The 22853-nt window shown below is 59.0% G+C and carries 18 protein-coding genes and 1 pseudogene; 5 read left to right on the forward strand and 14 right to left on the reverse strand.

The window, feature by feature from the left end:
- Positions 1 to 112: 112 nt before the first annotated feature.
- The 7 genes and pseudogenes from PMI26_RS15110 to PMI26_RS15085 form a co-directional block, all read right to left on the reverse strand.
- The gene (locus PMI26_RS15110; RefSeq protein ID WP_007974758.1) at positions 113 to 1270 is read right to left on the reverse strand and encodes an MFS transporter; all 1158 of its coding nucleotides are present in this window, start codon (positions 1268 to 1270) and stop codon (positions 113 to 115) included.
- A 15-nt stretch (positions 1271 to 1285) separates the two neighbouring features.
- Complete coding sequence (locus PMI26_RS15105) at positions 1286 to 1657, reverse strand: ethanolamine utilization protein EutQ (RefSeq protein WP_007974760.1); 372 nt, start codon at positions 1655 to 1657, stop codon at positions 1286 to 1288.
- Entirely contained in the window at positions 1654 to 2982 is a 1329-nt protein-coding gene (locus PMI26_RS15100) for an NAD(P)/FAD-dependent oxidoreductase (RefSeq protein ID WP_007974762.1), read from the reverse strand. Before PMI26_RS15100 ends, PMI26_RS15105 begins: the two co-directional genes overlap by 4 nt.
- A gap of 10 nt (positions 2983 to 2992) precedes the next feature.
- Positions 2993 to 4228: an FAD-dependent oxidoreductase gene (locus PMI26_RS15095; RefSeq protein ID WP_338009685.1), complete on the reverse strand. Its 1236-nt coding sequence runs from the start codon at positions 4226 to 4228 to the stop codon at positions 2993 to 2995.
- Positions 4217 to 4378: pseudogene (locus PMI26_RS31890) on the reverse strand (rubredoxin); the annotation flags it as partial. The pseudogene PMI26_RS31890 and the gene PMI26_RS15095, both read right to left, overlap by 12 nt.
- A gap of 12 nt (positions 4379 to 4390) precedes the next feature.
- Positions 4391 to 5836: an aldehyde dehydrogenase family protein gene (locus PMI26_RS15090; RefSeq protein ID WP_007974765.1), complete on the reverse strand. Its 1446-nt coding sequence runs from the start codon at positions 5834 to 5836 to the stop codon at positions 4391 to 4393.
- A 10-nt stretch (positions 5837 to 5846) separates the two neighbouring features.
- The gene (locus PMI26_RS15085; RefSeq protein ID WP_033047872.1) at positions 5847 to 7037 is read right to left on the reverse strand and encodes an aromatic ring-hydroxylating oxygenase subunit alpha; all 1191 of its coding nucleotides are present in this window, start codon (positions 7035 to 7037) and stop codon (positions 5847 to 5849) included.
- A 406-nt stretch (positions 7038 to 7443) separates the two neighbouring features.
- Here PMI26_RS15085 and PMI26_RS15080 point away from each other — a divergent pair, with 406 nt between their 5' ends.
- On the forward strand, positions 7444 to 9144 hold the full coding sequence (locus PMI26_RS15080; protein WP_007974769.1) for a BCCT family transporter: 1701 nt from the start codon (positions 7444 to 7446) through the stop codon (positions 9142 to 9144).
- A gap of 100 nt (positions 9145 to 9244) precedes the next feature.
- Here the strand turns inward: PMI26_RS15080 and PMI26_RS15075 are convergent, their stop codons facing one another.
- The 6 genes from PMI26_RS15075 to PMI26_RS15050 form a co-directional block, all read right to left on the reverse strand.
- Entirely contained in the window at positions 9245 to 10153 is a 909-nt protein-coding gene (locus PMI26_RS15075) for a LysR substrate-binding domain-containing protein (protein WP_033047874.1), read from the reverse strand.
- A 424-nt stretch (positions 10154 to 10577) separates the two neighbouring features.
- Complete coding sequence (locus PMI26_RS15070) at positions 10578 to 12164, reverse strand: GMC family oxidoreductase (protein ID WP_007974772.1); 1587 nt, start codon at positions 12162 to 12164, stop codon at positions 10578 to 10580.
- A 153-nt stretch (positions 12165 to 12317) separates the two neighbouring features.
- Positions 12318 to 13202: a sugar phosphate isomerase/epimerase family protein gene (locus PMI26_RS15065; protein WP_007974774.1), complete on the reverse strand. Its 885-nt coding sequence runs from the start codon at positions 13200 to 13202 to the stop codon at positions 12318 to 12320.
- Positions 13203 to 13323: 121 nt separating this feature from the next.
- Entirely contained in the window at positions 13324 to 14340 is a 1017-nt protein-coding gene (locus tag PMI26_RS15060) for a glycoside hydrolase family 3 N-terminal domain-containing protein (protein WP_007974776.1), read from the reverse strand.
- Positions 14337 to 15377, reverse strand: coding sequence for a glycoside hydrolase family 3 N-terminal domain-containing protein (locus tag PMI26_RS15055; protein WP_007974778.1), 1041 nt, complete (start codon positions 15375 to 15377; stop codon positions 14337 to 14339). The genes PMI26_RS15060 and PMI26_RS15055 overlap by 4 nt, the downstream gene beginning before the upstream one ends.
- Before the next feature lie 60 nt (positions 15378 to 15437).
- Positions 15438 to 16607 carry a Gfo/Idh/MocA family protein gene (locus PMI26_RS15050; protein ID WP_007974780.1) on the reverse strand — a complete coding sequence of 390 codons (1170 nt, stop codon included), beginning with the start codon at positions 16605 to 16607 and terminating at the stop codon, positions 15438 to 15440.
- A gap of 543 nt (positions 16608 to 17150) precedes the next feature.
- On the opposite strand from PMI26_RS15050, the gene PMI26_RS15045 reads away from it, so the two are divergent.
- Positions 17151 to 18017 (forward strand): helix-turn-helix transcriptional regulator, encoded by an 867-nt coding sequence (locus PMI26_RS15045; protein WP_007974782.1) that lies wholly within the window; start codon positions 17151 to 17153, stop codon positions 18015 to 18017.
- A gap of 96 nt (positions 18018 to 18113) precedes the next feature.
- Here PMI26_RS15045 and PMI26_RS15040 read toward each other — a convergent pair whose 3' ends face one another.
- Positions 18114 to 19286: a thiamine pyrophosphate-dependent enzyme gene (locus tag PMI26_RS15040; protein ID WP_238540815.1), complete on the reverse strand. Its 1173-nt coding sequence runs from the start codon at positions 19284 to 19286 to the stop codon at positions 18114 to 18116.
- 529 nt (positions 19287 to 19815) lie between these two features.
- On the opposite strand from PMI26_RS15040, the gene PMI26_RS15035 reads away from it, so the two are divergent.
- The 3 genes from PMI26_RS15035 to PMI26_RS15025 all read left to right on the forward strand — a co-directional run bounded on the left by PMI26_RS15035 (position 19816) and on the right by PMI26_RS15025 (position 22849).
- Positions 19816 to 20976 carry an ABC transporter substrate-binding protein gene (locus tag PMI26_RS15035; RefSeq protein WP_007974786.1) on the forward strand — a complete coding sequence of 387 codons (1161 nt, stop codon included), beginning with the start codon at positions 19816 to 19818 and terminating at the stop codon, positions 20974 to 20976.
- A 117-nt stretch (positions 20977 to 21093) separates the two neighbouring features.
- A complete protein-coding gene (locus tag PMI26_RS15030; RefSeq protein ID WP_007974788.1) occupies positions 21094 to 22029 on the forward strand; it encodes an ABC transporter permease in 936 nt (311 codons plus the stop codon).
- A gap of 28 nt (positions 22030 to 22057) precedes the next feature.
- Positions 22058 to 22849: an ABC transporter permease gene (locus PMI26_RS15025; RefSeq protein ID WP_007974790.1), complete on the forward strand. Its 792-nt coding sequence runs from the start codon at positions 22058 to 22060 to the stop codon at positions 22847 to 22849.
- Positions 22850 to 22853: the final 4 nt, after the last annotated feature.

Below are 22853 nucleotides of genomic sequence, written 5' to 3' on the forward strand. Positions count from 1 at the left end.
CCCCTCCTTTCCCTAAAGAGCAGGGGACTGCTGCGCAGTCCAGCGGGAGCAAGCTCCCTCGCCACGGATACAGTGGAGATCCTCAATGAACAATCGCCGTTCACTCCCCCCCTCACGGAACTTGCACGACAGCCACTGGAACGCGTTGCCTGTCACTGACCAGGCAAGCAACCAGCGCCGCCACGCCAATGGCAAACAGATAAAGGGCTTGCCGTCCCAAGTGCTCCATCAATGCGCCTGCCACCAATGGCCCGATGGTTGCGCCGATACCGAACGTCACCAATAACACCCCCGCCACCGATACACGCAGTTGGGGCTCCAGATTGTCATTGGCATGAACAACGCCCAATGGGTACAGGCAGAACTGCAGGAAACCTATCACGGCGCCCGCCAGCATGACCCAGCCCTGTCCCGGGGCCTGCAAAAAGGCCAACGGCAGGTAAGCGACACAAAGCAGAACGGCGGTCAGGCGAATCAGGCCTACGCGGGAAAAACGGTCCGACAGCTTGCCCAGCGGCAATTGCGCAAACAGTCCGGCCGCAATGCTCAGGGCCATGAACTGGCCAACCTGTGCGGGGGTGAAACCCGATTGCGCCGCGAAGATCGGGGTCAATCCATAGAAACAGCCATTGAGCAATCCCGACGCCAGGACAGTGCCCAACGACTGCGGCAGACGACGGACATAGCGCATGAAGCTGACCCGATCCTGGCTGATCGGGCTGGGCTGCATACCCCGGTGCATGGCCATCGGCACCAGGCCTATGGCAAAGGCGATGGCCACACCGGACAACACCAGGGTGTCGAGCCCATTGCCCAGGCCCAGCAGCAGTTGTCCCAGCATCATCCCCACGTAGCTGGCCACCATGTACAGCGACATGGCGCCGCCACGACGATCACCCGGCGCACAGTCGTTGAGCCAGCTTTCGATGACCATCAGTTGGCACATCATCGCTACACCGACCACGAACCTCAACGCCAACCATAGCGTCAGCGAGTCGCTCAATTGGTGACTCAGTACCGCCGTGACAATCACCCCCGCACTGACCACGAAGGCCCGCACATGCGAGATCCAGCCAATCAGCCAGTACCCGATCCGCCCTCCGAGCACCATTCCCAGCGCATTGGCCGCCATGAGCGCACCGCCCCAGAACTCTGCGACACCGGCAGCGTCCAGGCGCAAGGCCAGATACGTCATCAGCAGGCTGGAACCCAACTGCATCAGCAGAGCTGCAGCGTATATCGTTGAAAAAACCTTAGTGAGCGCAAACATGCTCAGTTTTCCCGATCAGACGAGGCCGTGACGTTGCTTCCAGTCACCGGGATGCACGACATAGCCAAACAGGGCGTGTCCGCCATAGATGAGCTCGGTACCTTCGGGTATCCAGAGCAATTGCCCTGGCGTTACCCGGTACAGTTCACCGTTCGCTCTCAGTTCGAAACAGCCTTCAATGACGAAAATGACCTCGTCATAAAGCAGCGTCCACGCGACCTCCGCGCCCTCCCACCGCGCAAAGCCAATCCCCAGATGAGGCGACACGTCATTGCTCAGGGCTCGGGCAACGCTGGCGCCCCCCGGGGGGCCACCGCGATGCACAAAGTCCAGGTCCCGGTGGTCGACCAGCATCACCGGCTTTCTGTCAGCAGGCGCCTGGTTCATAGTTCGCGCCTGCTGTTCCACGCCGCCCAGCGGATACGTGAACGCACGCCCAGCCCCAGGAACGGTTCCGGCGGATTGCGCGAAGGCATGCCTGTCACGGACTGGATGTCATCCAGACGCTGAGAATCGGCGCCCACCACTTTATCCGCCAGCAATGTCCCGGAGATGGTGCCCCATGCAGCACCAACCCCGTTGTCACAAGCCGTCGCGAAAACGCCATCGTCGAGCTTGCCGAAGAAGTTGGTGAAGTTGCGCGAGATCGCGTAGACCCCGCCCCAGGTGTGTGTGAAGGGAACATGGGCAAGTTGCGGATAACGGGCGTGAAAAGCCGCGCAATGATCCTCGCGGACTTTCAGGCGGATCGAATCATTGATGCTGCGCCCGTAGCGTGGAACGTGCTTGTAGGTATTGCGGATGATGAGACGACGATCCTGGGTCATCCTCACCGTGGTGCCGGCGTGGTCGGCCGGTGTCAGCCCCCAGTCGGCCTGAACGCCAACAGAGGCCATCTCAGCGTCGGTGAGCGGACGCGTCCAACTGGCAAACGTCATCACCGGCAGCAGCCGATTGCGCAAGTAACCAAACTCCTGGGTAAAGATGCTGGTACCCAGCAGCACTTTCGGCGTGCGGATCAAACCCTCTTTACCGACCAGGATCCAGTTCCCGCCGGCGTCCTTCTCCAGGCGCTGGATGGGTGATTCCTCAAGGACTTCAACGTTCTGTGGCAGTGACGCGCCCAGGCCGCGCACCAGTGCCGCCGGCTGCATGAGATAGCAACCGGGGGTGAAAATGGCGCGGCTGTAGTAGTCGGTCCCGAGTACGCCGGCCAGTTCCTGGCGTTCCACCCGGCGATAAGGCTCACCCAGGTCGGCCAGCAGTTTCTCGAAATGGTCGAGGTAGGCCAGGCCACGCTCGCCCACCGCCCCCTGGTACTTGCCGGCATGGGACCATTGACAATTGATGGCGTGGCGACCGATCAGGGTTTGCAGTTGATCGATGGCTGCGCGGTTAAGCCCCAGCAGGCGTTGCTTGTGCTGTGGGTCAGGATGCTCCAGGGCAAACTTGTGCGGCAGATCGATGACGAAACCGGAGTTACGCCCTGATGCCCCATAACCGACACGCTGGGCATCGACCAGGAGAATGCGCGACTGTGGCATGTGCTCAGCCAACCGGCGTGCAGCGGCGAGACCGGCGAAGCCGGCACCGATCACCACGTAATCGGCCTTTTGTTCACCGGTCAGGCGCTTGGCCGGACGCGGTTCGGGCAGTGCGGCGTACCAGCCACAACTGTGGTCATCATGAGGCAGGTTAACGATACTGTTCATTGGTCAATTCTCAAGCCACATGCTGTGGGGTGTCCTGGCAGTTCTGCAGCCAGGCATTGCGTTTTTGTTGGGCCTGCCGCCCGAGCAGGACGAAGCCGCGCAAGGCGCCATCGTTGTCGCGAAAGGCTGCGCTGAGTCCGTCCCCGGTCGCGTCGCAGTGCCATTGCCCGGCACAATCGACGGGTGGCGGGAGCAAACACAAAGGGGCCGCCGGTGTCTTCACCGTCACAGGCGCAAGTGGATAGCTCACTGGCGTCGGCTGCCCGGACAAAGTCCTGGCCAGGGCGCGTATGCCCTCATTGATCGGCGCGAGGTAAGGCAGCAGTTGCCCATTCACCTCGATGCAATCGCCCAAGGCATAGATACCGCTTTGCGAAGTCTGCAGGTGCGCATCCACCTTGATGCCTCGCCCGCACTCAAGGCCCGCGGCTTGCGCCAGCTCCACGTTAGGCCGCAGGCCGACTGCCGACACCACCAGATCCGCATCGAAGTGCTGACCATCGGCCAGTTCCAGCCGATAGCCGTTCGCGCCCTGTTCGATACGTTGCAAGGTCGTGCGCAAATGCCAATGCACGCCGAGACCTGACAACGCCTGTTGCAGTTGCAGGCCCGCCGGTTCCGGCAACAGGCGCTCCATCGGCCATTTGCCCAGACCGATGACCCGAACCTGATAGCCGCTGCTCGCCAGGTCGTTGGCGAACTCACAGCCAATCAAACCGTCCCCCAGCACCGCAACGCTGCGCACACCGTCGAGGCGCTCACGGAACGCGCGGTAATCCTGCAGGTTGTTGACGCTCAGCAATGCATCGGCACAACCTTCGATGGGCAGGCGCAGCGGCGAAGCCCCGCTGGCCAATACCAACTGGCCGTACTGCATCTCGCCCAGATTGGTATGAAGTCGTCGCGCGACAACGTCGATTCGCTCCACCCGGCAGTGGCTATGAATCCGGATGCCCAATCGCTGTTCCAGCGCCATCGGGCTTTCCGTCGCCATGGCCGCGGCGCTGCGACCTTGGGCCAGTGCGATGGACAACGCCGGCTTGGAATAGAGATGCCCACAGTCCTGGGTCAGTACCCGGACATCGAGTTGCGGGTTGGCCTTGCGCAGCGCCTGAGCCAGGCCGTAGCCGGCATGTCCGCTGCCGATGATGACCACTGGCTGGGCCGGTGAAACGTCAACCATGGCCTGCTTCACAACAACCGGGGCAACGGCCGCGACCTTGACCGGCTCGCTGATTTCGATCATCTCGAAATCGGACTTGCCGACCTTGCACTCGGGGCACAGCCAGTCTGGCGGCACATCTTCCCAGCGGGTCCCGGCAGCGATGCCGTCGTCGGGCCAACCCAGAGCTTCGTCATAAATCAGGCCACAGATAATGCAGAGCCACTTTTTCATGCTGATGCCTCCTCACTCGCCCGAGATGCGCACGGCCAGGTTCTTGGTCCTGACGTAGCTGTAGAGCGCTTCCTGGCCCTTCTCCCGACCGAAACCGGAGAGGCCTACGCCGCCAAACGGCGTTTCGATGCCGCCGGCGTACCACTCGTTGATGAACACCTGACCCGCACACAGTCGCCGCGCACAACGCAGGGCGCGATTGAGGTCTTGAGTGAACACACCGGCGACCAGGCCAAATTCAGTGCCATTGGCAATGCGAATGGCCTCCTCCTCGGTATCGAAGGCAATGACCGCCAGGACCGGGCCGAAGACTTCGGTCTGGGCAATATCCATGTGCGCGGTAACGTCTCGGAACACCGTCGGCGCCATGAAATGCCCCCGCAGCCCGCTGATCGCCTCACCGCCGGTGGCGACCACGGCCCCCTCCTCCTCGGCACGCCGGCAGATGGCCTCGATGCCCTGAAGCTGACTGGCGCAAATCACCGGCGTCAGGTCCGGATTGTCCTGGCCAAGGCCGATGCTCAGGCTCTCGGCCATCGCCACCACATCAGCGACCACCTCGTCATACAGCGAACGATGCACCAGCAGGCGCGACATCGCCGAGCACACCTGACCGGCATTGAAGAAGATGCCGTTGCGCACGCTGGCCAGCAGTTGCTCACGATCGGCATCGGGGAACACCAGCGCGGCAGACTTGCCACCCAGTTCCATGACGCTGGGAGTCGCGTGCTCGGCGGCGGCCCGCAGGATGCTCTGCCCCGTGGCGACAGAGCCGGTGAAGACAATCTGGTCGACCTCACGATGCCCGGCCATGTAAGCCCCCACTTCCCGGCCGCGGCCACAGATCAGATTGACCGCCCCCCGTGGCAAGCCCGCACGTTCGATGGCCTGCAACAGCACACACAGTCCCAGCGGCGAAATCTCCGGCGACTTGATCACCACCGCGTTACCGGCCGCCAGGGCCGGCGCCAGCGAACGGGCGCAGATGGACACCGGAAAATTCCACGGCACGATCTGCAGCGAAACACCCATCGGGTCGTAGACCGTGAAGTCCATGTAGCCGTTGCCCAGGGGAATGGATGTGCCTTCGATCTTGTCGGCCATGCCGGCGTAATACTCGAAGTAACGCGCGGCCTCGACGAATTCGTCACGGGCATCGCGCAGGCTCTTTCCATTTTCCTGACACAGGACCCACGCGCCCTCTTCAGTCACCGCGCGAATTTGCGCGGCGATTTCCAGCAGCCAGGTCACCCGTTGCGCAGGGCGCGCGCGGGTCAGCTCACCACTGTCGGCACAGCGTCGCGCCGCTTGCAGCGCGCGCTCTGCGTCGGCCACTCCAGCCTGGGCGATAGTGGCGACAGGTTCCGCCGTACCGGGGTTGTTGACGGTAATGTGCTGCTTACTGTCGGTCCAGGTGCCGTCGATGAAATTCAGCCAGTGCGGTTGGATCGCATGCATGCTCATCTCCTCACACGCTCTCGGCGCAATCGAGCAGCTGACGCGCCGCCCACTGGTGGAAGAAATGCGTCGGCAAATCCATTTCCGGGGAGAATGCACCACCGCCATAGCCGGGAGAGTGACGGCCCTTCTGCATGCCTTCGACAGAAGCGATGTCCTCGGCAAACACCACGCGCCAGGACTGCATCACAGCGTCACGCGCCGCTTCGAAACGGTCATCGAGGGCCTCGTCGCCGACGTAGAAAAGACGCAGGTGTTCGACGGTTTTTCCGGGGGCAATCGGCTCCAGCATCATGGCGAAAGCATGGTCGGCCTGAATGCCCAGCAAGACGTTGGGGAAGAACGCTACGTATTCTGCGGTGCGCAGGCGATCCCGTGGCCAGGACGGGAACATGGGCAAGTGAGTGCCGGCGACGTCGGACAGGTTATAGGCATGGCTGCCCTGGCCGGCGAACTGATCGAAGATGATGTTGTAGTGGTCTTCCAGGCGCGAATAGCTGTTCAGGCTCGGGTGCACCCATGGCAAGTGGTAAGCCTCGCAGTAGTTTTCCACCGCCAGTTTCCAGTTGCAGTTGACCTCGATGCTGACCGCACCACTGTTGGGCTCGCGGCGCAGCAGGTCCATGCCGTCGGTGCCGAGGAATTGGGTCCAGCGCTCGGTGAGCGGCGCGAGCTGGTCTTGCAGGTCCGGCGCGTCAGCCGACAGGTTGATGAACACCATGTCCATCCAGATCGCGCTGCGCAAGGCCTTCAGGCCATGCTTCTCGCAGGCGAAGCGCTCGTCCTTGTGCTGATTGATGCCGCCGACATGGGGCGTGCCTTTGAGGCCACCGTTCAGGTCGTAGGTCCAGGAGTGGTAGGGGCAACGAATCACGCCCTGCACTTCACCCGCCTGCTGCACCAGCTTCACGCCACGGTGACTGCACACGTTGTGGAACACCTGGACCAGGCCTTCGCGGTTACGCATCAGCAACAGGGGCAACCCCATGAAGTCCACCGGCTTGACGTAGCTGTTGCCCGGCAGGTCGCTGGCGAAACCGACGCACGCCCAGTTGCGACCGAGCACGTGATCGCGCTCCAGGTCGAAATAACGTTGCTCGGTATAAAACTCATTGGTCAGGCCATGGGCCTCGTGGATCGGAGCCAGGACAGTCTCAAGGGTGTGTGTCGGGATGAGGCGGGTCGCGGTCGTGGAAGTCATTATTGTTTTCTCTTGCTGGCACGAAAGGAAATGCACGGCAGGTCTGGCCTGCTGCATGACGGCGAGTTTCGGCAAGAAGAGGAAGCCTCGACAAACGATTTTTGTTGCACGCATTAATGACTATTGATCATTAATACGCTCGGCATGCTTTGCTGATACGGTTCAGTAAAGGATGGGGTTTTTAGCGTTTTGACGCGCTTCGGCATTAATGATCAAAAATCATATATTGATGAGGATAAATGGGTTGTCGGCGACCCGTGTCTCCACCATTTTGTTGCCACATCCCGAGCCTGCCTCGAGATCACCCTGAGGAGTTGATGACCGGCCGTTGGCATCCGCCAATGACCGCCCTTCCCCTCACCCGGCGAAACCCTCAACCCTTGAACAATAATAAAAGGGGAAAAAAATGCGTGCAGAATCGGGCCTTCTCAAAGGTCTCAACCCGAATGTAACCTTGGCTTCGATCACAACCGTGGTCCTGTTTGTGCTGTTCTGTGCGTTCATGAACGAGCAGGCGGCCAAAGCGTTTGAAACCGCGTCGACCTTCATCCTGACCAACTTCAAATGGTACTACCTGGCACTGCTGAGCGCTGTGCTGTGCCTGCTGCTGTACATTTCCGTCTGCCGGTTCGGCACCCTGAAACTGGGCGCCCACGACGACCAGCCGGAGTTCAGTTTTGGTTCCTGGATCGCCATGCTGTTCAGTGCGGGCATGGGCATCGGCCTGATTTTCTGGTCGGTCGCCGAACCCATGCTGCACTACGCCGACAACCCGTTCTCCAAGGGGCTGACGGATGAGGCCGCGAGCATGGCCATGCGTATCACCCTGTTCCACTGGGGCCTGCATCCATGGGCAATCTTCACCTTGATCGGCCTGAGCCTGGCGTACTTCGCCTATCGCAAGGGTCTGCCCCTGGCGCTTCGGTCCCTGCTCTACCCACTGATTGGTGACCGGATCTACGGCTGGATCGGGCATGTCGTGGATATCATGGGCGTGGCGATTACCGCCTTCGGCGTGTCCCAATCCCTCGGCCTGGGCGTTGCGCAAATCAACACCGGCCTGCACCAGGTGTTTGGCGTGCCGGTCAGTATCGGCCTGCAGCTTTCGATCATCCTGGTGGTCACGATCATCGCCTCCATCTCACTCCTGGCAGGCCTGTCCAAGGGAATGAAACGGATTTCGACACTCAACATGTACATGTCGATCCTGTTGATGCTGATTGTCCTGGTGATCGGGCCGACCCGTTACATCCTTAACCTCATGTTCGAATCCACCGGGGACTATGTGCAGAACCTGGTCGGTTTGAGCCTTTGGATGGACACGCAGAAAGACACCCAATGGCAAAACTGGTGGACCGCCTTCTATTGGCCATGGTGGATGACCTGGGGGCCATTCGTGGGGCTGTTCATCGCACGGATTTCCAAGGGGCGGACCATTCGCGAGCTCATCGTCGGTGCTTTGGTGGTGCCTACCCTGGTCACCATCCTGTGGATGTCCGTCTTCGGTGGCGCCGCGTTGAAGAGCGAGCAAACCGAACGCCAGCAGTTCCAGAAAGCAGCGACAAGCACCGAGCAGGTGCAGGAACAGGCCACCTTCGAAGGCGGCACGATTCTGCTGGCGACCAAGAAGGAACCCACGGCGGCCATGTTTACCCTGCTCGGAAAACTGGACGGTCCCGTGATCGGTGGCGCGCTCTCCATCTTCGTTTGCCTGCTGCTCGCCGTGCACTTCGTGACCACGGCCGATGCAGGAACCCAGGTCCTCTGTACGCTGAACGCGATGGGAAGCACCAATCCACCCAACTGGATCAGGTTGCTCTGGTGTGTGCTGGAAGGTGGTGTCGCGGCGGGACTGCTGCTGGCGGGAGGGCTCAAGGCCATTCAGATGGCGAGTATCGCCGCAGGCCTGCCCATTGCAATCCTGATGATGGTCATGAGCTACACACTGATTCGCAGCCTGCGGGCGGAACCCTTCAGCGACCTGCCCCACTTGCCTCCCGCTCGCCTGCCCATTCCGGAGCACGCCCGGGAAGCGCTCTCGCAACGTGGCGGCCCCTTGCCGGACGGTCCCGGGGAATCCTTGCTGACCGCCAGAAAAGCCGGCTGAAACCAGCGCTGTGGCCTGTGGAGACAGGTCACAGAGACTACTGAATGAAAAACGCCGCCAGCCAACCGCTGACGGCGTTTTTCTTTTTCTGGACCTTGCCTTATCCCTGGACGGAAGGAAGTCCCATCAGCCAGTCGCGAAACAGCTTCACGCTGTGTCGTGGGCCGCGGGTACTGAGAGGTTCCAGCAAACAAAACTGGGCGTCTGTCTGCAGCACCAGATCGTTTGGTCGAACCAGCGCGCCCGTGCCCAGTGGCTCGTCGACCAGATTATTCCAGGCCAGAGCCACACCCTGCCCGCTGATCGCCGACTGGATCAGCATGCTGTAGCTATTGATGTTGATCCGGTGTTTCGGGGCAACGGGAGCACGCTCCAGGCGCTTGAACCATTCCTGCCAGCCGATCCAGTCCCGCTGGGAATCCTCAAGCCATAGCCAGGTGCAGGAAGTCAGCCCTTCAATCGAAGACAGTTGGGGATGCTTGGCCAGGTACGACGGACTGCACACCATGAAAATCTCTTCCGAGAACAGCGGCGTAACGTCCAGGCCTTTCGGTGAGGCACTGCAGTAATACATCGCCAGATCGCAATCGAGCTTGGCGTAGTCCTTCACATGATCGATCGCAATGATCCGTAGATCGATCTCTTCATGCTGGCGTTGAAACTCGGCAACCTTGGGTAAAAGCCAGAGCGATGCCATGGCCGTGCTGGTGGCAACGGTCACCTGCTGATCCCCGCGCCATTGCCGGATTTCCCCCGTAGACCGAGCCAGACTCTGCAGACAGTCGCGAACCGTCTCGTGGTACTGGGCACCGGTCGGTGTGAGGTTGATGGTACGGGTTGTCCTTTCGAACAATGTCTTGCCCAGATAATCCTCCAGCAACCGAACCTGCCGACTGATCGCGCCCTGCGTGACATTCAGCTCTTTGGCAGCGAACGTAAAACTCAAGTGGCGGGCTGCAGCCTCAAAGGCAATCAAGCTGTTGAGGGGCGGAAGAGGCTGAATTTTCAAGGCGTTTACACCCACATATTCTTGTTTTTACCGAATCGCCATTCTAGTGATTCGCACGCGGTCAGGCGCAGGTTTTATGCGTAGCCCGCTATATTTATGCCGTGTTTTTTCGCTTCGTAGAGGTCGGGGGGGATTTGTACCTTCGATTGAGCAAAGACGACCCAAGGGGCACATGACATGCACAGCTTGTTTTATGCAACAGCCCAGTTGACCAGAGTGCGCGTACGCCCTGTTGATTGGCTGGAGCCCCCTCGTGCTGCACAGGCATCCCCCCTCGAACGCCAGGCAGGCATTTGCGGAGGGCTTTTGCTTTTCGCGATGGGCGTTTCATTCTTGCTGTGGTTACTCGGCAGCTAGACCCGCCCCCGCAAAGCACAGCAAGCAATGGTTGCCCCATGACTGCCACGCTTTGCGGCGTGCCAGCTTAGTGCCCGTTTTTGATCATGTCCGCGGCCTTTTCGCCGATCATGATGCACACCGAGTTAGGGTTCCCCGAGATCAGCGTTGGCATGACCGATGCGTCGGCAACGCGCAACCCTTCCATACCATGCACCCGGAGATCCGGGCCCACTACCGAAAGCTCATCCACTCCCATGCGGCAAGTGCCGGATGGGTGCAGCGCGGCGTGCGCTTGTTCGTGACAGAATTTTTTCATCTCTTCCCGGGACCGGACCGCCACGTCCGGCACATGCCGCCTGGCAATGAAGGGTTTGAAGGCGGCCTGGGACATGATTTGCTCACCCACCAGGCAACCATCCACCAGGCTTTCAATATCGTAAGGGTCGGAGAAATAGTTAGGCACGATCCGCGGAGGTGACATCGGGTCGGCTGAATAGAGCTCGACATAGCCTCTGGACCGTGGACGTATCTGCCCCAGGTTCAGCGTGCATCCATTGCCACCGGGAACAGAGTCAACGCCCTCCTCGATGCCTGCACCCACCACCATGAAGTACTGGATATCGGGATGGGTTGCCGCCTTGTCACCCCACCAGAAGGCCCCGCCTTCGATCAGGTTTGACGCCGCCGGACCTTGTCTGAACAACGCGTATTGCAAACCGGCCATCATTTTCCAAAGCGGCTTCTTGTACTTGTCGTAGCTATGCGGGCCCGTCAGTTCATACACCAGAGACACTTCAATATGGTCCTGAAGGTTCTGGCCGACACCGGGCAAGTCTTTGATCACTTTGATGCCATGTTTATCCAACTGTGCGGCCGGACCAATACCGGACAACATCAACAGTCGCGGCGAGTTGATGGCGCCGGACGATAAAATGATTTCCTTGTCGGCGTGCATTACATGGCGCACGCCCTTTTCTATGTATTCAACACCAATGGCTTTGCTGCCTTGCGTCAAGATACGGATGACGCGACACCCCGTCTTCACCGTCAGGTTCTTGCGCGATTTGGCGGGTGCCAGGTACGCCACTGCGGCACTGCTGCGAAAGCCGTTTTTGGCGGTGATTTGATACAGCCCGCACCCCTCGGGCTTGCCCGAATTGAAATCTTCGTTGTACGGCAATCCGTGCTGCTGGCAAGCGCGAAGCCATACTTTGGTCAATGGATGGACATTGATCGGATCGGAAACGCCCAGCGGCCCGCCAACGCCGTGGGCCTCATTGCAGAAGCGCTCGTTGTCTTCGGCCTTTTTGAAGTATGGGAGTACATCATTGTAGGACCAGCCGGTGGCGCCCTGCTCCGCCCAACCATCGTAGTCGGCCGGAACACCGCGGATGTAGATCATCGCATTGACCGAACTTCCGCCGCCCAGCACGCTGGCCTGGACCATCGTCGGTGTCTCGGTCCGGCGTTGATCTTCGGTAGGCTCCCATGCATAGCGTTTGAGCAGCGGACCTTGCGCAGTCTTGTAGTAGGCGCCGGGAATATGGATATAGGGGTTGCGATCGCGAGGCCCCTCTTCGAAAAGGACGACGGATGCTGTTGCGTCTTCGCTCAGCCTCGAAGCCACGGTGCAACCTGTCGATCCGCCTCCGATTACGATAAAATCCACCATTACGACCTCAGATCTTTTTAGTATTGAGAACAAGGCTGCCGGGAGCAGTGGCAACCAATAGAGACTGGCAAGCGTTGACTTGCCCCTGCTCAATGACGAGCAGGCCGAAATCAAACTTGAAAAAGTATTTTTGGATCTTGTCGAAAAAGTTGTTTATCGACCCACAAGCCGGGTCAATAGTGACTTCAACTCTTTGGCGACTTCGTAGCTGTTCTGTTGTTGCTGCTTCTTGCAAAACAACTCACAACTCCACCAGCCCTGGTACCCGGTTGCCTTCACTGCGGCCGTCCACTCGGCAAGGTTCAAGACCCCGCTTCCCGTCGGCACATCCCTGAGGATTGCTTCGTTCGCAATGCCACCTTCGAACGGCAGCGAATCACAAACATGCACGCCATAGATCACGTCTTTGTTCATCCTGGCAATGTCTTGCGGCTTCACGCCGGAGGTAAAGCAATGCCAGTAGTCGATGACCATCTTGACGTTATCGCGCTCGGTGCGATCAATCAGCTGAAGTTGATGGTCCAGGCTGTTCAAGGGGGTCCAGGACAGCGCTTCAAGATAAAGAAGCACGTCATACTGCTTTGCCAGGTCAGCCAGCAAGGCGAGGTTCCTGGCGGTCAAGTCATACTGAGTCGCTTCATCAAAACCCAGCAAACCGGAGTAATACGTGCTCTTGCCATGATGCTGAAAATCGATCACGGCCTGAACATTGATTGGCCCGGTGAGCACCTGCACACCTTTTGCACCTGCCAGGTTGGCCAATTGGAAAAGTCGCTCAGCCTCTTTCAGCAAGTCATCGCGTTCGGCTCCCTGGCGCTCGATATCCCTCAGGTAACCAATGCCTGTGACAGGCACGTCCTTGAGCAGGCTTTTCAGTTCCGCTTCGGTGTAACCGGCCTGCAGCCAGGCTTCCAGTTTTGCGCTGTTGATCTCCAGCGCATCGAAACCCACGGTCTTTGCGATGTCGATATCCATCGCCAGGGTCGAGTGCTTTGCAACTGTGGAATGCAGGGCCAGGATATTGTTTTGGGTTTGCATATGACGCTCCTACCGTTGTCATTCATTGTAGAGCGATCGGATTCAGGTAGAGATTTCGCAGCCACGCTAAATGCGGCGCAAACTGACGCAGTCAATGCGTCAGGTTCCGATTGTCGACCACTCAAGTGTTTGAAAGCCGGTTGGCCAAGGCCGATACCGCCAAGGCAGCGGTGTCCAGTCGCTCCTGAGGCAAGGCCCCACACGCGACGGCTGCGACAATCGCACGAGCAATCTGCGCAACCTCGGGCATCGCCTTTGCCGATATCAGCAGCAGATCGGCCCCTGCATTCAGCGCCGCAACCGCCACGTCGCCGAGCGATAACGAGCCGATGATGGAGCGGTGGTCCAGGTCAATAGTCATGACCAGCCCCTTGAACCCCAGCTCACGTCGCAGCAACCCGATCAGTTGGGGGGAAATGGATGCGGCCATCGCAGGCTCGCAGGCAGCAAAAATCGCCGGCCCCATCATGACCGCGTCCGCGCCGGCATCCACGCCGGCCTGGAACGGTGACCAGTACGCACGGAGTTGATCCAGTGACTCAGTCACGACCGCCACCTCCGTCGCCGGAGGGTGCAACAAGACCGGATGCCCCGGAAAGTGCTTCAAGGTACTCCCCACCCCGGCCCGTCGCACACCCCGGACATACGCCTCGACCATGTTGGCAGCCTGGTCCGCATCATCGGACAGCGTGCGCCCCTGCAACCAGACATTGGTGCCGCCCAAGACATCGGCAGTCGGCGATAACAGCAGGTTCACCCCGGCATCTCGCACGGCCGTTGCCACCTGAAAACACGCTTGTTCCAGATCTGCGAGCACCATGCTCCTGGCCAGATGCGGCTCAGGAAGTGCCGGCGCCACGCCTTGTAAACGGTGAACGGCGGAGATGTCGGCATCCGCCGCCAGAATCAATGGCCCGCCCATTTGCCTGGCGGCTGCGGTGAAGCGTTGCCATTGTTCCAGGGTTTCCGATTGCAGGCGGCTGGCACTCATTTTCCCGCTGCCGTACTCCTGCGCCGTCTCGCCAAAGAGCAGGCTGCGACCGCCGCCGTCAAGAAACCTGCGTACGTCGTCACTCATGTCCAGATCAAGCAACACTGGAAACAGCACGCTCAATGCGTTGCTTTCATTTGCACTCATGACTTGTCCTGGCTCGAAGCGTTCTGGTCGGTGGTTGCATTGGCCAACGCCCGAACCTTGACCGCGGCTGCCAATAGCGCCCGGCGGTCGAGTACACCCTCATGGACGGCCGCAACAATCGCGTCGGCGATGGCATCAAGGCCGGATTCACTCGACACCAGCAATAGATGCGCGCCTGCCGACAGTGACGCAACAGCTGTGTCGGTAATCGAATGTCCCCGGAGGATGGACACCGCATCGAGGTCATCGGAAATGATCAAGCCATCGAAACCAAGAGTGTCACGCAAAATACCGATGACTGTTGACGAGGTGGAGGCCGAATGTTCCGGGTCGAGCGCCGGAAACACCGCGGGGCCCGGCATCACCGCTTTGACACCGGTAGCAATGACTTCCTTGAAGACCTCAAGGTTGTCATGCAGCAACTCCAGTGGTCCGGGAACCGTGGCTTGGGCAATCGCCGGGTCCTCTTCAGTGACGTAATGGCCAGGAAAATGTTTGGCCGTCGCAATCACGCCGGCCCGTTGAACCCCGCGGATAAAGGCACAGGAAACCCGGCTGACCTCGACCGGGTCGGCGCCCAGGTGTCGATTGAGTAGCCATGGATTGGCGCCGGTCACCACGTCGACAATCGGTGCCAGAAACAGGTTGACCCCCAGGCTTCGTGCCGCCTGGGCCATCTCGAAGCATCGCTGTTCGATATCCTGCGAGCTCAGCGTCTTGAGCTGCTCTCTCGACGCAATGGCAGGAACCAATTGATGAAGGCGTTCGATGCCGCCGAGTTCCTGGTCCACCGCAATCAGTACCGGCGCCCCAGCCAATGACGCCGCTTGCCGCGCGATGTTGACGAAATCTGCGGGGGTTTCCGCACTCTTTCGCACCTCGCTCATGGCTCTGCCCACGTACTCCTCCCGTGTCTCCCCCAGCAAAAGCGAAACGCCACCTCGGCTCAGGTAACGACGGACGTTGTCGTCCAGGTGCAAATCCCCGAACGCGGGAAGCAGTACCGAATATGCAGCTCTATAGAGTTCGTCAGACATCGATTTTCCTCGGTTCCGTGGTGTTGAGCGGAGCGCTTGTTTTCAGAAAGTGTGCAGGTGTCAGTTGTGTGGAAAAGGCACCCAGGCGCGCCGTCGGCTGGACTCGACGCACGCCAGTGACAGGCCGACGCCACGTACGCCTTCATGGATGTCGGGTAGCGGGATGCTGGTCGCGGTGCGCCAACCTGCGCCGGCATCGAGTGCCTCGGCGAAGTCGGCGTAGAGAACGGCAAGTGCTTCCAGGTAACCCTCGGTATTGCCGGCGGGCAAACTGCTGAAGTTCAGCGTCTGGGCGGCATTGTCGCCCTGGCCTCGGCGGTGGATTCGCTCTGCGCCGTCAATTGGCGCAAACCGGAGTGTTTCCGGAGTCTCCTGGCACCATTCGATCGACGCCTTGCTGCCGATGATCTTGAAGCGCAGACCATTACGGTGGCCGGGTGCCGCAAAACTGGCCCACAGCAAACCGTCCACGCCGCCTTCATACTCCAGCTGCACCACACAGGTATCGTCCAATCCCCAGCCGGGTACGACCGTGGTCAACTTGGCATTCAGGCTTGTGCAGCGACGCCCGCACAGAAACTCAAGCATGTTGAAGGCATGTGTGCCGATATCCCCGACGACACCGGTCGGGCCGGCCTTCTCTGGATCACCGCGCCAGGCAAGGCTTTTGCTCAACGTCGAGACACCCGGCGCCAACCACTCCAGCAGATACTCGACATACATGAAGCGAATGTCGCCAAGCTCCCCGGCCTGTATACGGCTGCGGGCATCCCTGACCATGGGATAGCCTTGATAGGTATAGGTCAGCGCAAAAAACGTATCGTGCTGATCGGCAATACTCGCCAATTCAATGGCTTGCTGGATGCTGTTGACCAACGGTTTGTCGCAAATGACCGGGATACCCGCCCGCAAAAACAACCGGCAAGGTTCAAAGTGCAGGTGGTTGGGCGTGACGATGACGACCGCCTCTATGGGAACGGGTCGACGTGACTCGGCAGCGGCCATGTCCTCGAATGACAGGTACGTCCGCTCCGGCTGCAGGCCAAGTGCCTCGCCCGCCTCCCGGCATTTTTCGGCATCCGAGGAGAAGGCACCGGCAACGATCTCGAAGCGATTGCAAAGACGCATGGCCGCCCGGTGATAGCTGGCGAAGTAAGCGCCCTGCCCGCCGCCAACCATGCCCACCTTGAATCGCCTTTGCCCTGGAATGTCGCCGGTTAACCTTGCCATCGCTTAAAGACTCCAATAATTGACACTGACTTTGCGAATGCGCGGAGTGAAGTATCGATGGCGAACTTTCTTTGCACCATTTCGCACACTATCGATACATGACGCGGACTGAAGCACTCGCCATTGCACAGGCAAGCCGGGGTTTTGTTTGTCATCTGGAGTGCCCTTTCAAAGCCGACGGCCAATATCTGTTACCGAGGGCCGGGTGAAGTGTTACTTATCGGGCTTGCGCGTACCCAATGGTGGTTCTGACACATCATCCTGACACCCAGAGGTGCGGCTTTTCCCGCCGGCCAGTACAGGGACACGCCGCCAAGCGCTTACAATCTGACGCATTGACTGATATTGACGGGTTGAACTTAAATACCCTGAGCGGGCATGGAACATGCTTAATTAAATCGCTGATAATTCAAGTATTTAAGCTGGCACGAAGTTATACGGACGATTATTTCAATAACTGATTTATAACCTATATAACCTGCTGCTCTTAACCCCAGGCCTACATCGAGATAAAAAATGCCCAGCCGAGGAGATTCGCCCCCCATGTCGTTAAGTTCTGCCACCTCGCACCCTGAGCGACAACAGGTTCGCAGCGACTTGCAAGCCAACGTGCAAAAGAACCTGAGTACGCTGGTCGAGTCTTGCCGCTCGGTTGCAGACATGTGCCGCAAAGTTGATGTCAATCGCCAGCAGTTCAACAAGTACCTGGTGGGCCAGCACGTACCCTCACAGAAAATCCTGCAGAAGATCGGCCGGTATTTCATGATGGAGGCCGAAGACCTTTTCCGGCCGCCCGCCGAGTTCAAGAAATTTTATGAGGGCTACGAAAACGAACTACCGACAGACTTGCGGGCCTCGGCGCAATTCAATCATTTCCTGCCCCTGGCGAAGCAGTCGGCGGATCTGCTTGAAGACTATCTGGGCGTCTATTACCGGTACCACAACTCGTCCATCTATAAAGGCCGCATCCTGCGTTCGGTCACCTGCCTGTACCGGGCCGACTCGATGGTCCAGTACGTCACCGTAGAACGCTTCCCCTTGCTCGATGGCAGCGGAAAGATCGGCTACTCGTTCACTTATCACGGTTTCTGCCTGCTGCTGGGTGATCGCCTGTTCATGGTCGATTTCGAGGGCAAGCAACGTAACGAAATGACGTTTTCGATTCTCACGCCGCAGCATCGCCGGCCGATCCGCTTTCTCTACGGATTGGTCACCGGGGTGGCGTCGTCTTCTTTCCGCCAGCCCTTCTCTACCCGAATGGCCTTGGGGCTGGTGGACAAAGGCAAGATCCGTAAACACCACCTGCGCAATGCAACCGCTGTGCTTCCCAGCGATCAGTCATTACCGCTGGAAGTGCGCGAATACATGACGGGCGATAACGCCACTATCGTCTGGGGCGGTCAGGATTAAGACGGTTGAAAGGCGGTCCCGTCGATGTGCCCGTCGATGATCGGCGGGGCGTCGACAGCGGCGCAGGATGGCGTGACTACACTCATGAAGGTTTAATCAGATTTCACGCGAACTGCGCGCAGTAATAATTTCCACCAACGAAGGCCCCTTGCTGTTCAGTGCCTTGATGAAGGCTGGATTGAGTTGCGAAGCATGCTCGACTCTCCACGCTTCAAGACCAAAGTTTCTGGCGATGCCCGCGAAGTCAGGCGAGTAAGGCTTGCCGTCCGGCAAATTGAATTCCCCGGCCCGATGCTGCCCCGCAAGCGAAACCTGCACATCGCTCAACGACTCAGGCCCGCTGTTGTTGAACACCAGAAACACCACGGGAAGACTGTGCATCACGCACACCGCCATCTCCTGCATCGACTGCAAAAAATCCCCGTCACTTACGGCACACACCACTTGACGTGCCGGCATGGCGAGCTTCGCGCCAATGGCTGCCGGAACTGCCCAACCCACCGCACCGACGCCAGCGGTGCAAAAATGACCTCGGTGCTGATAATCCGGAAACATCTCGCCGACTATTTCCTGGAGACTCTGCGTCCCGACCATCAGAATCGCATCCTCTTCCAGGCCCGATCTCAACTCCGCCATAGGTCGGTGAACCATCAGAGGCGGGATGTCGCTGGCGCTGTTCGCTCGCAAGGTCGCAGGTGACAAACTGGCGTCAACCGAGGCGCTCTGAACAGCCGCCGGAATGTCCAGGCTTACAGGGCCGATGCGACCACTGAACATCGTGTCGAAGGACTGACGCAGGGTCTGTGGCAATTGTTCAATCGCCGAAACCCGCACATGCTCTTTTGTGATGCCAGTGGCGGCGAATTCAGGCCGGTCATCGCCGCGATCGGGGTTCCCCCCACTGATCACCAGCATGGCCGAGCGATCCACCAAAGCAACCGCGATCCCGCCCAAGGCTTTCGAAAGACCCAACGGAGCCGGCAGGAGAACAGCCATCGGACGACCGCAGGCACGAAAGTAGCCGTCGGCAAGATGGACTGCACTTTGCTCCTGTATGACATGAATGAACGGGATGTCGGAGCCAGTGTTCAGCAATGCTTCCACCAAGGCCCACGAACCATCACCCGGCATGCCGGCAACATAGTCGACACCGTTCGCTTTCAGCGCTTTCGCAACAATCTGACCACCCGTGAGCTTCACAGAAAAACTCCCATCGAATAGACGCTGGCGCAAGGGCGGATGCACCTTGCGTCGTCTCAAGACCTTCATCGGAGTATTCCCCTGGAACAAACACCGCTCAATTTCGCACCCCCCGCAAAAGAGACGCACATTGACGCAGGTGAATGCCGCCCATCCCCCGCTTTGGCGGGACTATCGTTATCAGTAGCCTGCTGCGCCGATTAGGTCACTTTGATGCGTCAGAGTGCGTCGCTTTTAAAGGGGCTGCGAAATTGAGTGCCCTGCTCGCCAGGCCAATACTCGATCCATGAAAACAACAAGCCGAGCCTATCAAGCGCTGGGCGTGCCACGTGAAGGCTTCACCTTGATATCCAGGGAAAGTGGCGCGCTACCAGCCAAGGAAGAGTCGATCGGACCAGTGGAGGCCAACTGCGCAATGCCCTGTTTACCAGGCAGCACCGCGCCACAACCTCCCCAGCTGCATGGAAACAATGCTGGCCATAACTCTGCCGATTTACATGACCGCATGCATAGGGACGTGTCCGGCTAAACCCGCCGCGCCCACGCCAATGCAGGTCGCCAATTGTTAGCAAACAACCACCCTAGGCAGGAACTCAAAATGAAAAAAGAAAGAGAGACGGGTTATGGATCAACTGGCATCAAGCTGGATTCGATCAGCCTGAACCGGCGCACCTTTATGCTGGGGGCTGCTGCATCTGCCGCGGGGTTGTACATCAGTTCGTTCGTACCCAGTGCATTTGCCGCGTCCTCCGGCCATTTGGAGATTCTTGGGTGGGAAGGTGAAACCGGTGATGCGGAGCTGGCCGAATGGCGCAAACAACGTGGCATTACCGTACGTTCCAGCTATGCCAGCAACCAGGACGACATCACCGCGCGGCTGGCCGGCTCCGACCCCGTCCAGCTTGACCTGACCATGTACGCACTGGGCTACGAGACCATCTATCAGGAAATGGGCCTGCTCAAGGCGATCGATACCTCGAAGATCCCCAACTACTCCGCCGAAAATACCGTCCCGCTTTTCTATAAAGGCAGCCGCTGGTACTGGGATGGCAAACAATGGGGCATCCCGCTGTTGTGGGGCATGAACACCATCGTCTACAACCCTAAGAACGTGAAGAAACCCACCGAGTACAAAGACCTGCTCGACCCGAAATTGAAGGGCCGGCTGACCTTTGTCGATGACGGCACTTCCAACTGGTCACTCATCGCGATCATTGCCGGTTACGGGGACAAGTTCCCTAACCTGACCCGCGCCGAATTCGACGACGCCTTCGAAAAACTCAAACCGTATCGTGATCAATGCCGAGTCTTTGCTGCCTCCTCGGGCGATGCGGTTTCGCTGTTGGTCTCGGGCGAAGTCGACGCGGTATTTTCGGCGTCGGCCAACACCCCAAGCGAGACCAAGAAGCGCGGCGTAGTCACAGAACTATCAGTGCCCAAGGAAGGTGCTGCCCTATGGTGTGACGCCCTGTTCATACCCAAGACCGCCAAGGACGTACCGCTCGCGCTGGAGTTCATCAACAAGACGCTCGAGGCCGATACCCAGGCGAAAATGGCAACCACGATGTTCTCTGGCGTGGTCAACAGCAAGGCTGTGCCGCTACTCCCCGAAGAGCTGAGAAACACCTTCGACTACGCGAACCTGGACAGCTTTTTCGAGAAGTCGAAGCTCTACGGCCAGCCGCCCCTGAGCTCCGACAAGTACGTGACCTATGCTGAATGGATCGATCAGTGGGCGAACTTCAAAGGCTCGTTCTAACCACCTCGGCTATCCGGTGAGGTGAAAGAACGGCTTGAGTGTGTACGAGAGAGCGGGTGCTTGCGGGCACTCACTCCTCTGCTCGTTATCGAAACAAAAAGCAAAGGCACAATAATCATGAACGTAGTCAACAACAGCGAGCCCATCCTCCTCGATGACAGGGATTCAAAGGCTGGCAAACACGTGAAAATCGACAAGAAAACCCTCAGCGGGTATTTGCTGGCGTCGCCTCCGCTGTTCTTCCTGGTGGTGTTCTTCCTCATTCCGTCGCTGCTGCTCCTGGTCGCGAGTTTCTGGACCTCCAAGACCTTCAGCATGGAACCTGCGGCAACCCTGGCCAACTACGCCAAGGCATTGAGTGCCACCGGGTTCTACGACTCGTTATGGATCGCCTTGCAGAATGGCTTCTGGACCGCGGTGCTGTCGACGGTCATCAGCGCCCCGGTCGCCTACTACATTGTTTACCGCACACGCTCCAATGCCGTGCTGTACCTGGCCCTGGTCTCCTGGTTCTCCAGCTACCTGGTGCGGGTTTACGCCTGGCGCTCGATCCTGGGCACCAACGGTGTGATCAATTCCACGCTGATGCACATGGGGCTGATCGATCAGCCGCTGGAATGGCTGGTCTTCAGCAAGTTCGCAGTGGTGTTGACCCTGGTGCACATTATGCTGCCCTTCACCCTGCTGCTACTGGTGTCGGGTTTGCGCGATATCAAGAGGGACTATCTGGAAGCTGCTGCGGATCTGGGTGCCGGCGGCGCCACCATCCTGTGGCGGGTGATCGTGCCGATGGCCCACAAGAGCATCGTCAGCTCGTTCATGTTCACCTTCGTCCTTGCCGCCAGCGACTACGTCACGCCCCAGCTCTTGGGCGGCCGAGACGCCATGACCACAGGCCTGGTGATCGCCAATCAGTTTCGCTCGGTCGGTAACTGGCCACTGGGGGCTGCGATGGCGTACTTGCTGCTGCTGGTTTTCATGCTGGTCTATGCGCTGTTGCTGGGAGTGTTGCGGGCTGCAAACCTGGCACCCGGCAAGCGTTACCACGACTGATGACCGCCCATAAAAAAGGTAACTCGCCATGATCAGGCTCTTCACTTACGTCTACATGCTGTTTCTTTATGCGCCCATCGCGATCATCGCGCTGTTCAGCTTTCATTCGTCGGCCTCGCTGTCATTCCCGTTCGAGGGCTTCTCGACCCAATGGTACGAGGCGCTGTTCAGCAGTTCGGACTTCATGACGGCTTTGACCAACAGCGCAATCGTCGCCGCGGGCTCGGCCATTCTGACCACCTTGCTGGGAACGTTCTCGGCCCTGGCGCTGATGCGCATGAAGGGCCGGTTCAAATCCGTCTTTGCCTTCATGAACTTCGCCCCCATCGCCTTGCCCGGTTTATTCCTGGGAATTGCACTGGTGATTTTCTTCTCGCTGATTGGCCTGCCACGATCACTGCTGACGGTGATCATCGGCCATACATTGTTCACCTTTCCATTCTTCGTCGAGTCCGTACGTTCACGTCTTGAGTACTTCGATCTGTCGTTCGAAGAAGCTGCACGTGACTTGGGCGCGTCACCGCTCAAGGCGTTCTGGCTGGTGACGCTGCCCATTATCGGCCCGACGATTGCGGGTGCGGCGATCCTGGCGATTGCCCTCTCCCTGGACGAATTCCTGATCACCGTATTCGTCACCGGCAGCGACACCACGTTGCCACTCATGATTCTTTCGATGATGCGCCGCGCCGTCAGCCCAACCATCAATGCCGCCTCGGTGTTCATGCTGGTCGTGACCATTGCCATCATTGTCATTGCCGGCCTGGTCATGACCCTGCGCCGTCGTCGTCTCGAACTTGAACGTGCAGAAACTGCAGAGTAATCGC

It is taken from the genome of Pseudomonas sp. GM33, assembly GCF_000282295.1.
Lineage (GTDB): Bacteria > Pseudomonadota > Gammaproteobacteria > Pseudomonadales > Pseudomonadaceae > Aquipseudomonas > Aquipseudomonas laurylsulfatiphila.

Bases quoted from the DNA above. Each gene is read 5' to 3' on its own strand.
- PMI26_RS15110 (WP_007974758.1), bottom strand. From the start codon at position 1,270: ATGTTTGCGCTCACTAAGGTTTTTTCAACGATATACGCTGCAGCTCTG.
- PMI26_RS15105 (WP_007974760.1), bottom strand. From the start codon at position 1,657: ATGAACCAGGCGCCTGCTGACAGAAAGCCGGTGATGCTGGTCGACCAC.
- PMI26_RS15100 (WP_007974762.1), bottom strand. From the start codon at position 2,982: ATGAACAGTATCGTTAACCTGCCTCATGATGACCACAGTTGTGGCTGG.
- PMI26_RS15095 (WP_338009685.1), bottom strand. From the start codon at position 4,228: ATGATCGAAATCAGCGAGCCGGTCAAGGTCGCGGCCGTTGCCCCGGTT.
- PMI26_RS15090 (WP_007974765.1), bottom strand. From the start codon at position 5,836: ATGCATGCGATCCAACCGCACTGGCTGAATTTCATCGACGGCACCTGG.
- PMI26_RS15085 (WP_033047872.1), bottom strand. From the start codon at position 7,037: ATGACTTCCACGACCGCGACCCGCCTCATCCCGACACACACCCTTGAG.
- PMI26_RS15080 (WP_007974769.1), top strand. From the start codon at position 7,444: ATGCGTGCAGAATCGGGCCTTCTCAAAGGTCTCAACCCGAATGTAACC.
- PMI26_RS15070 (WP_007974772.1), bottom strand. From the start codon at position 12,164: ATGGTGGATTTTATCGTAATCGGAGGCGGATCGACAGGTTGCACCGTG.
- PMI26_RS15065 (WP_007974774.1), bottom strand. From the start codon at position 13,202: ATGCAAACCCAAAACAATATCCTGGCCCTGCATTCCACAGTTGCAAAG.
- PMI26_RS15060 (WP_007974776.1), bottom strand. From the start codon at position 14,340: ATGAGTGCAAATGAAAGCAACGCATTGAGCGTGCTGTTTCCAGTGTTG.
- PMI26_RS15055 (WP_007974778.1), bottom strand. From the start codon at position 15,377: ATGTCTGACGAACTCTATAGAGCTGCATATTCGGTACTGCTTCCCGCG.
- PMI26_RS15050 (WP_007974780.1), bottom strand. From the start codon at position 16,607: ATGGCAAGGTTAACCGGCGACATTCCAGGGCAAAGGCGATTCAAGGTG.
- PMI26_RS15045 (WP_007974782.1), top strand. From the start codon at position 17,151: ATGTCGTTAAGTTCTGCCACCTCGCACCCTGAGCGACAACAGGTTCGC.
- PMI26_RS15040 (WP_238540815.1), bottom strand. From the start codon at position 19,286: ATGAAGGTCTTGAGACGACGCAAGGTGCATCCGCCCTTGCGCCAGCGT.
- PMI26_RS15035 (WP_007974786.1), top strand. From the start codon at position 19,816: ATGAAAAAAGAAAGAGAGACGGGTTATGGATCAACTGGCATCAAGCTG.
- PMI26_RS15030 (WP_007974788.1), top strand. From the start codon at position 21,094: ATGAACGTAGTCAACAACAGCGAGCCCATCCTCCTCGATGACAGGGAT.
- PMI26_RS15025 (WP_007974790.1), top strand. From the start codon at position 22,058: ATGATCAGGCTCTTCACTTACGTCTACATGCTGTTTCTTTATGCGCCC.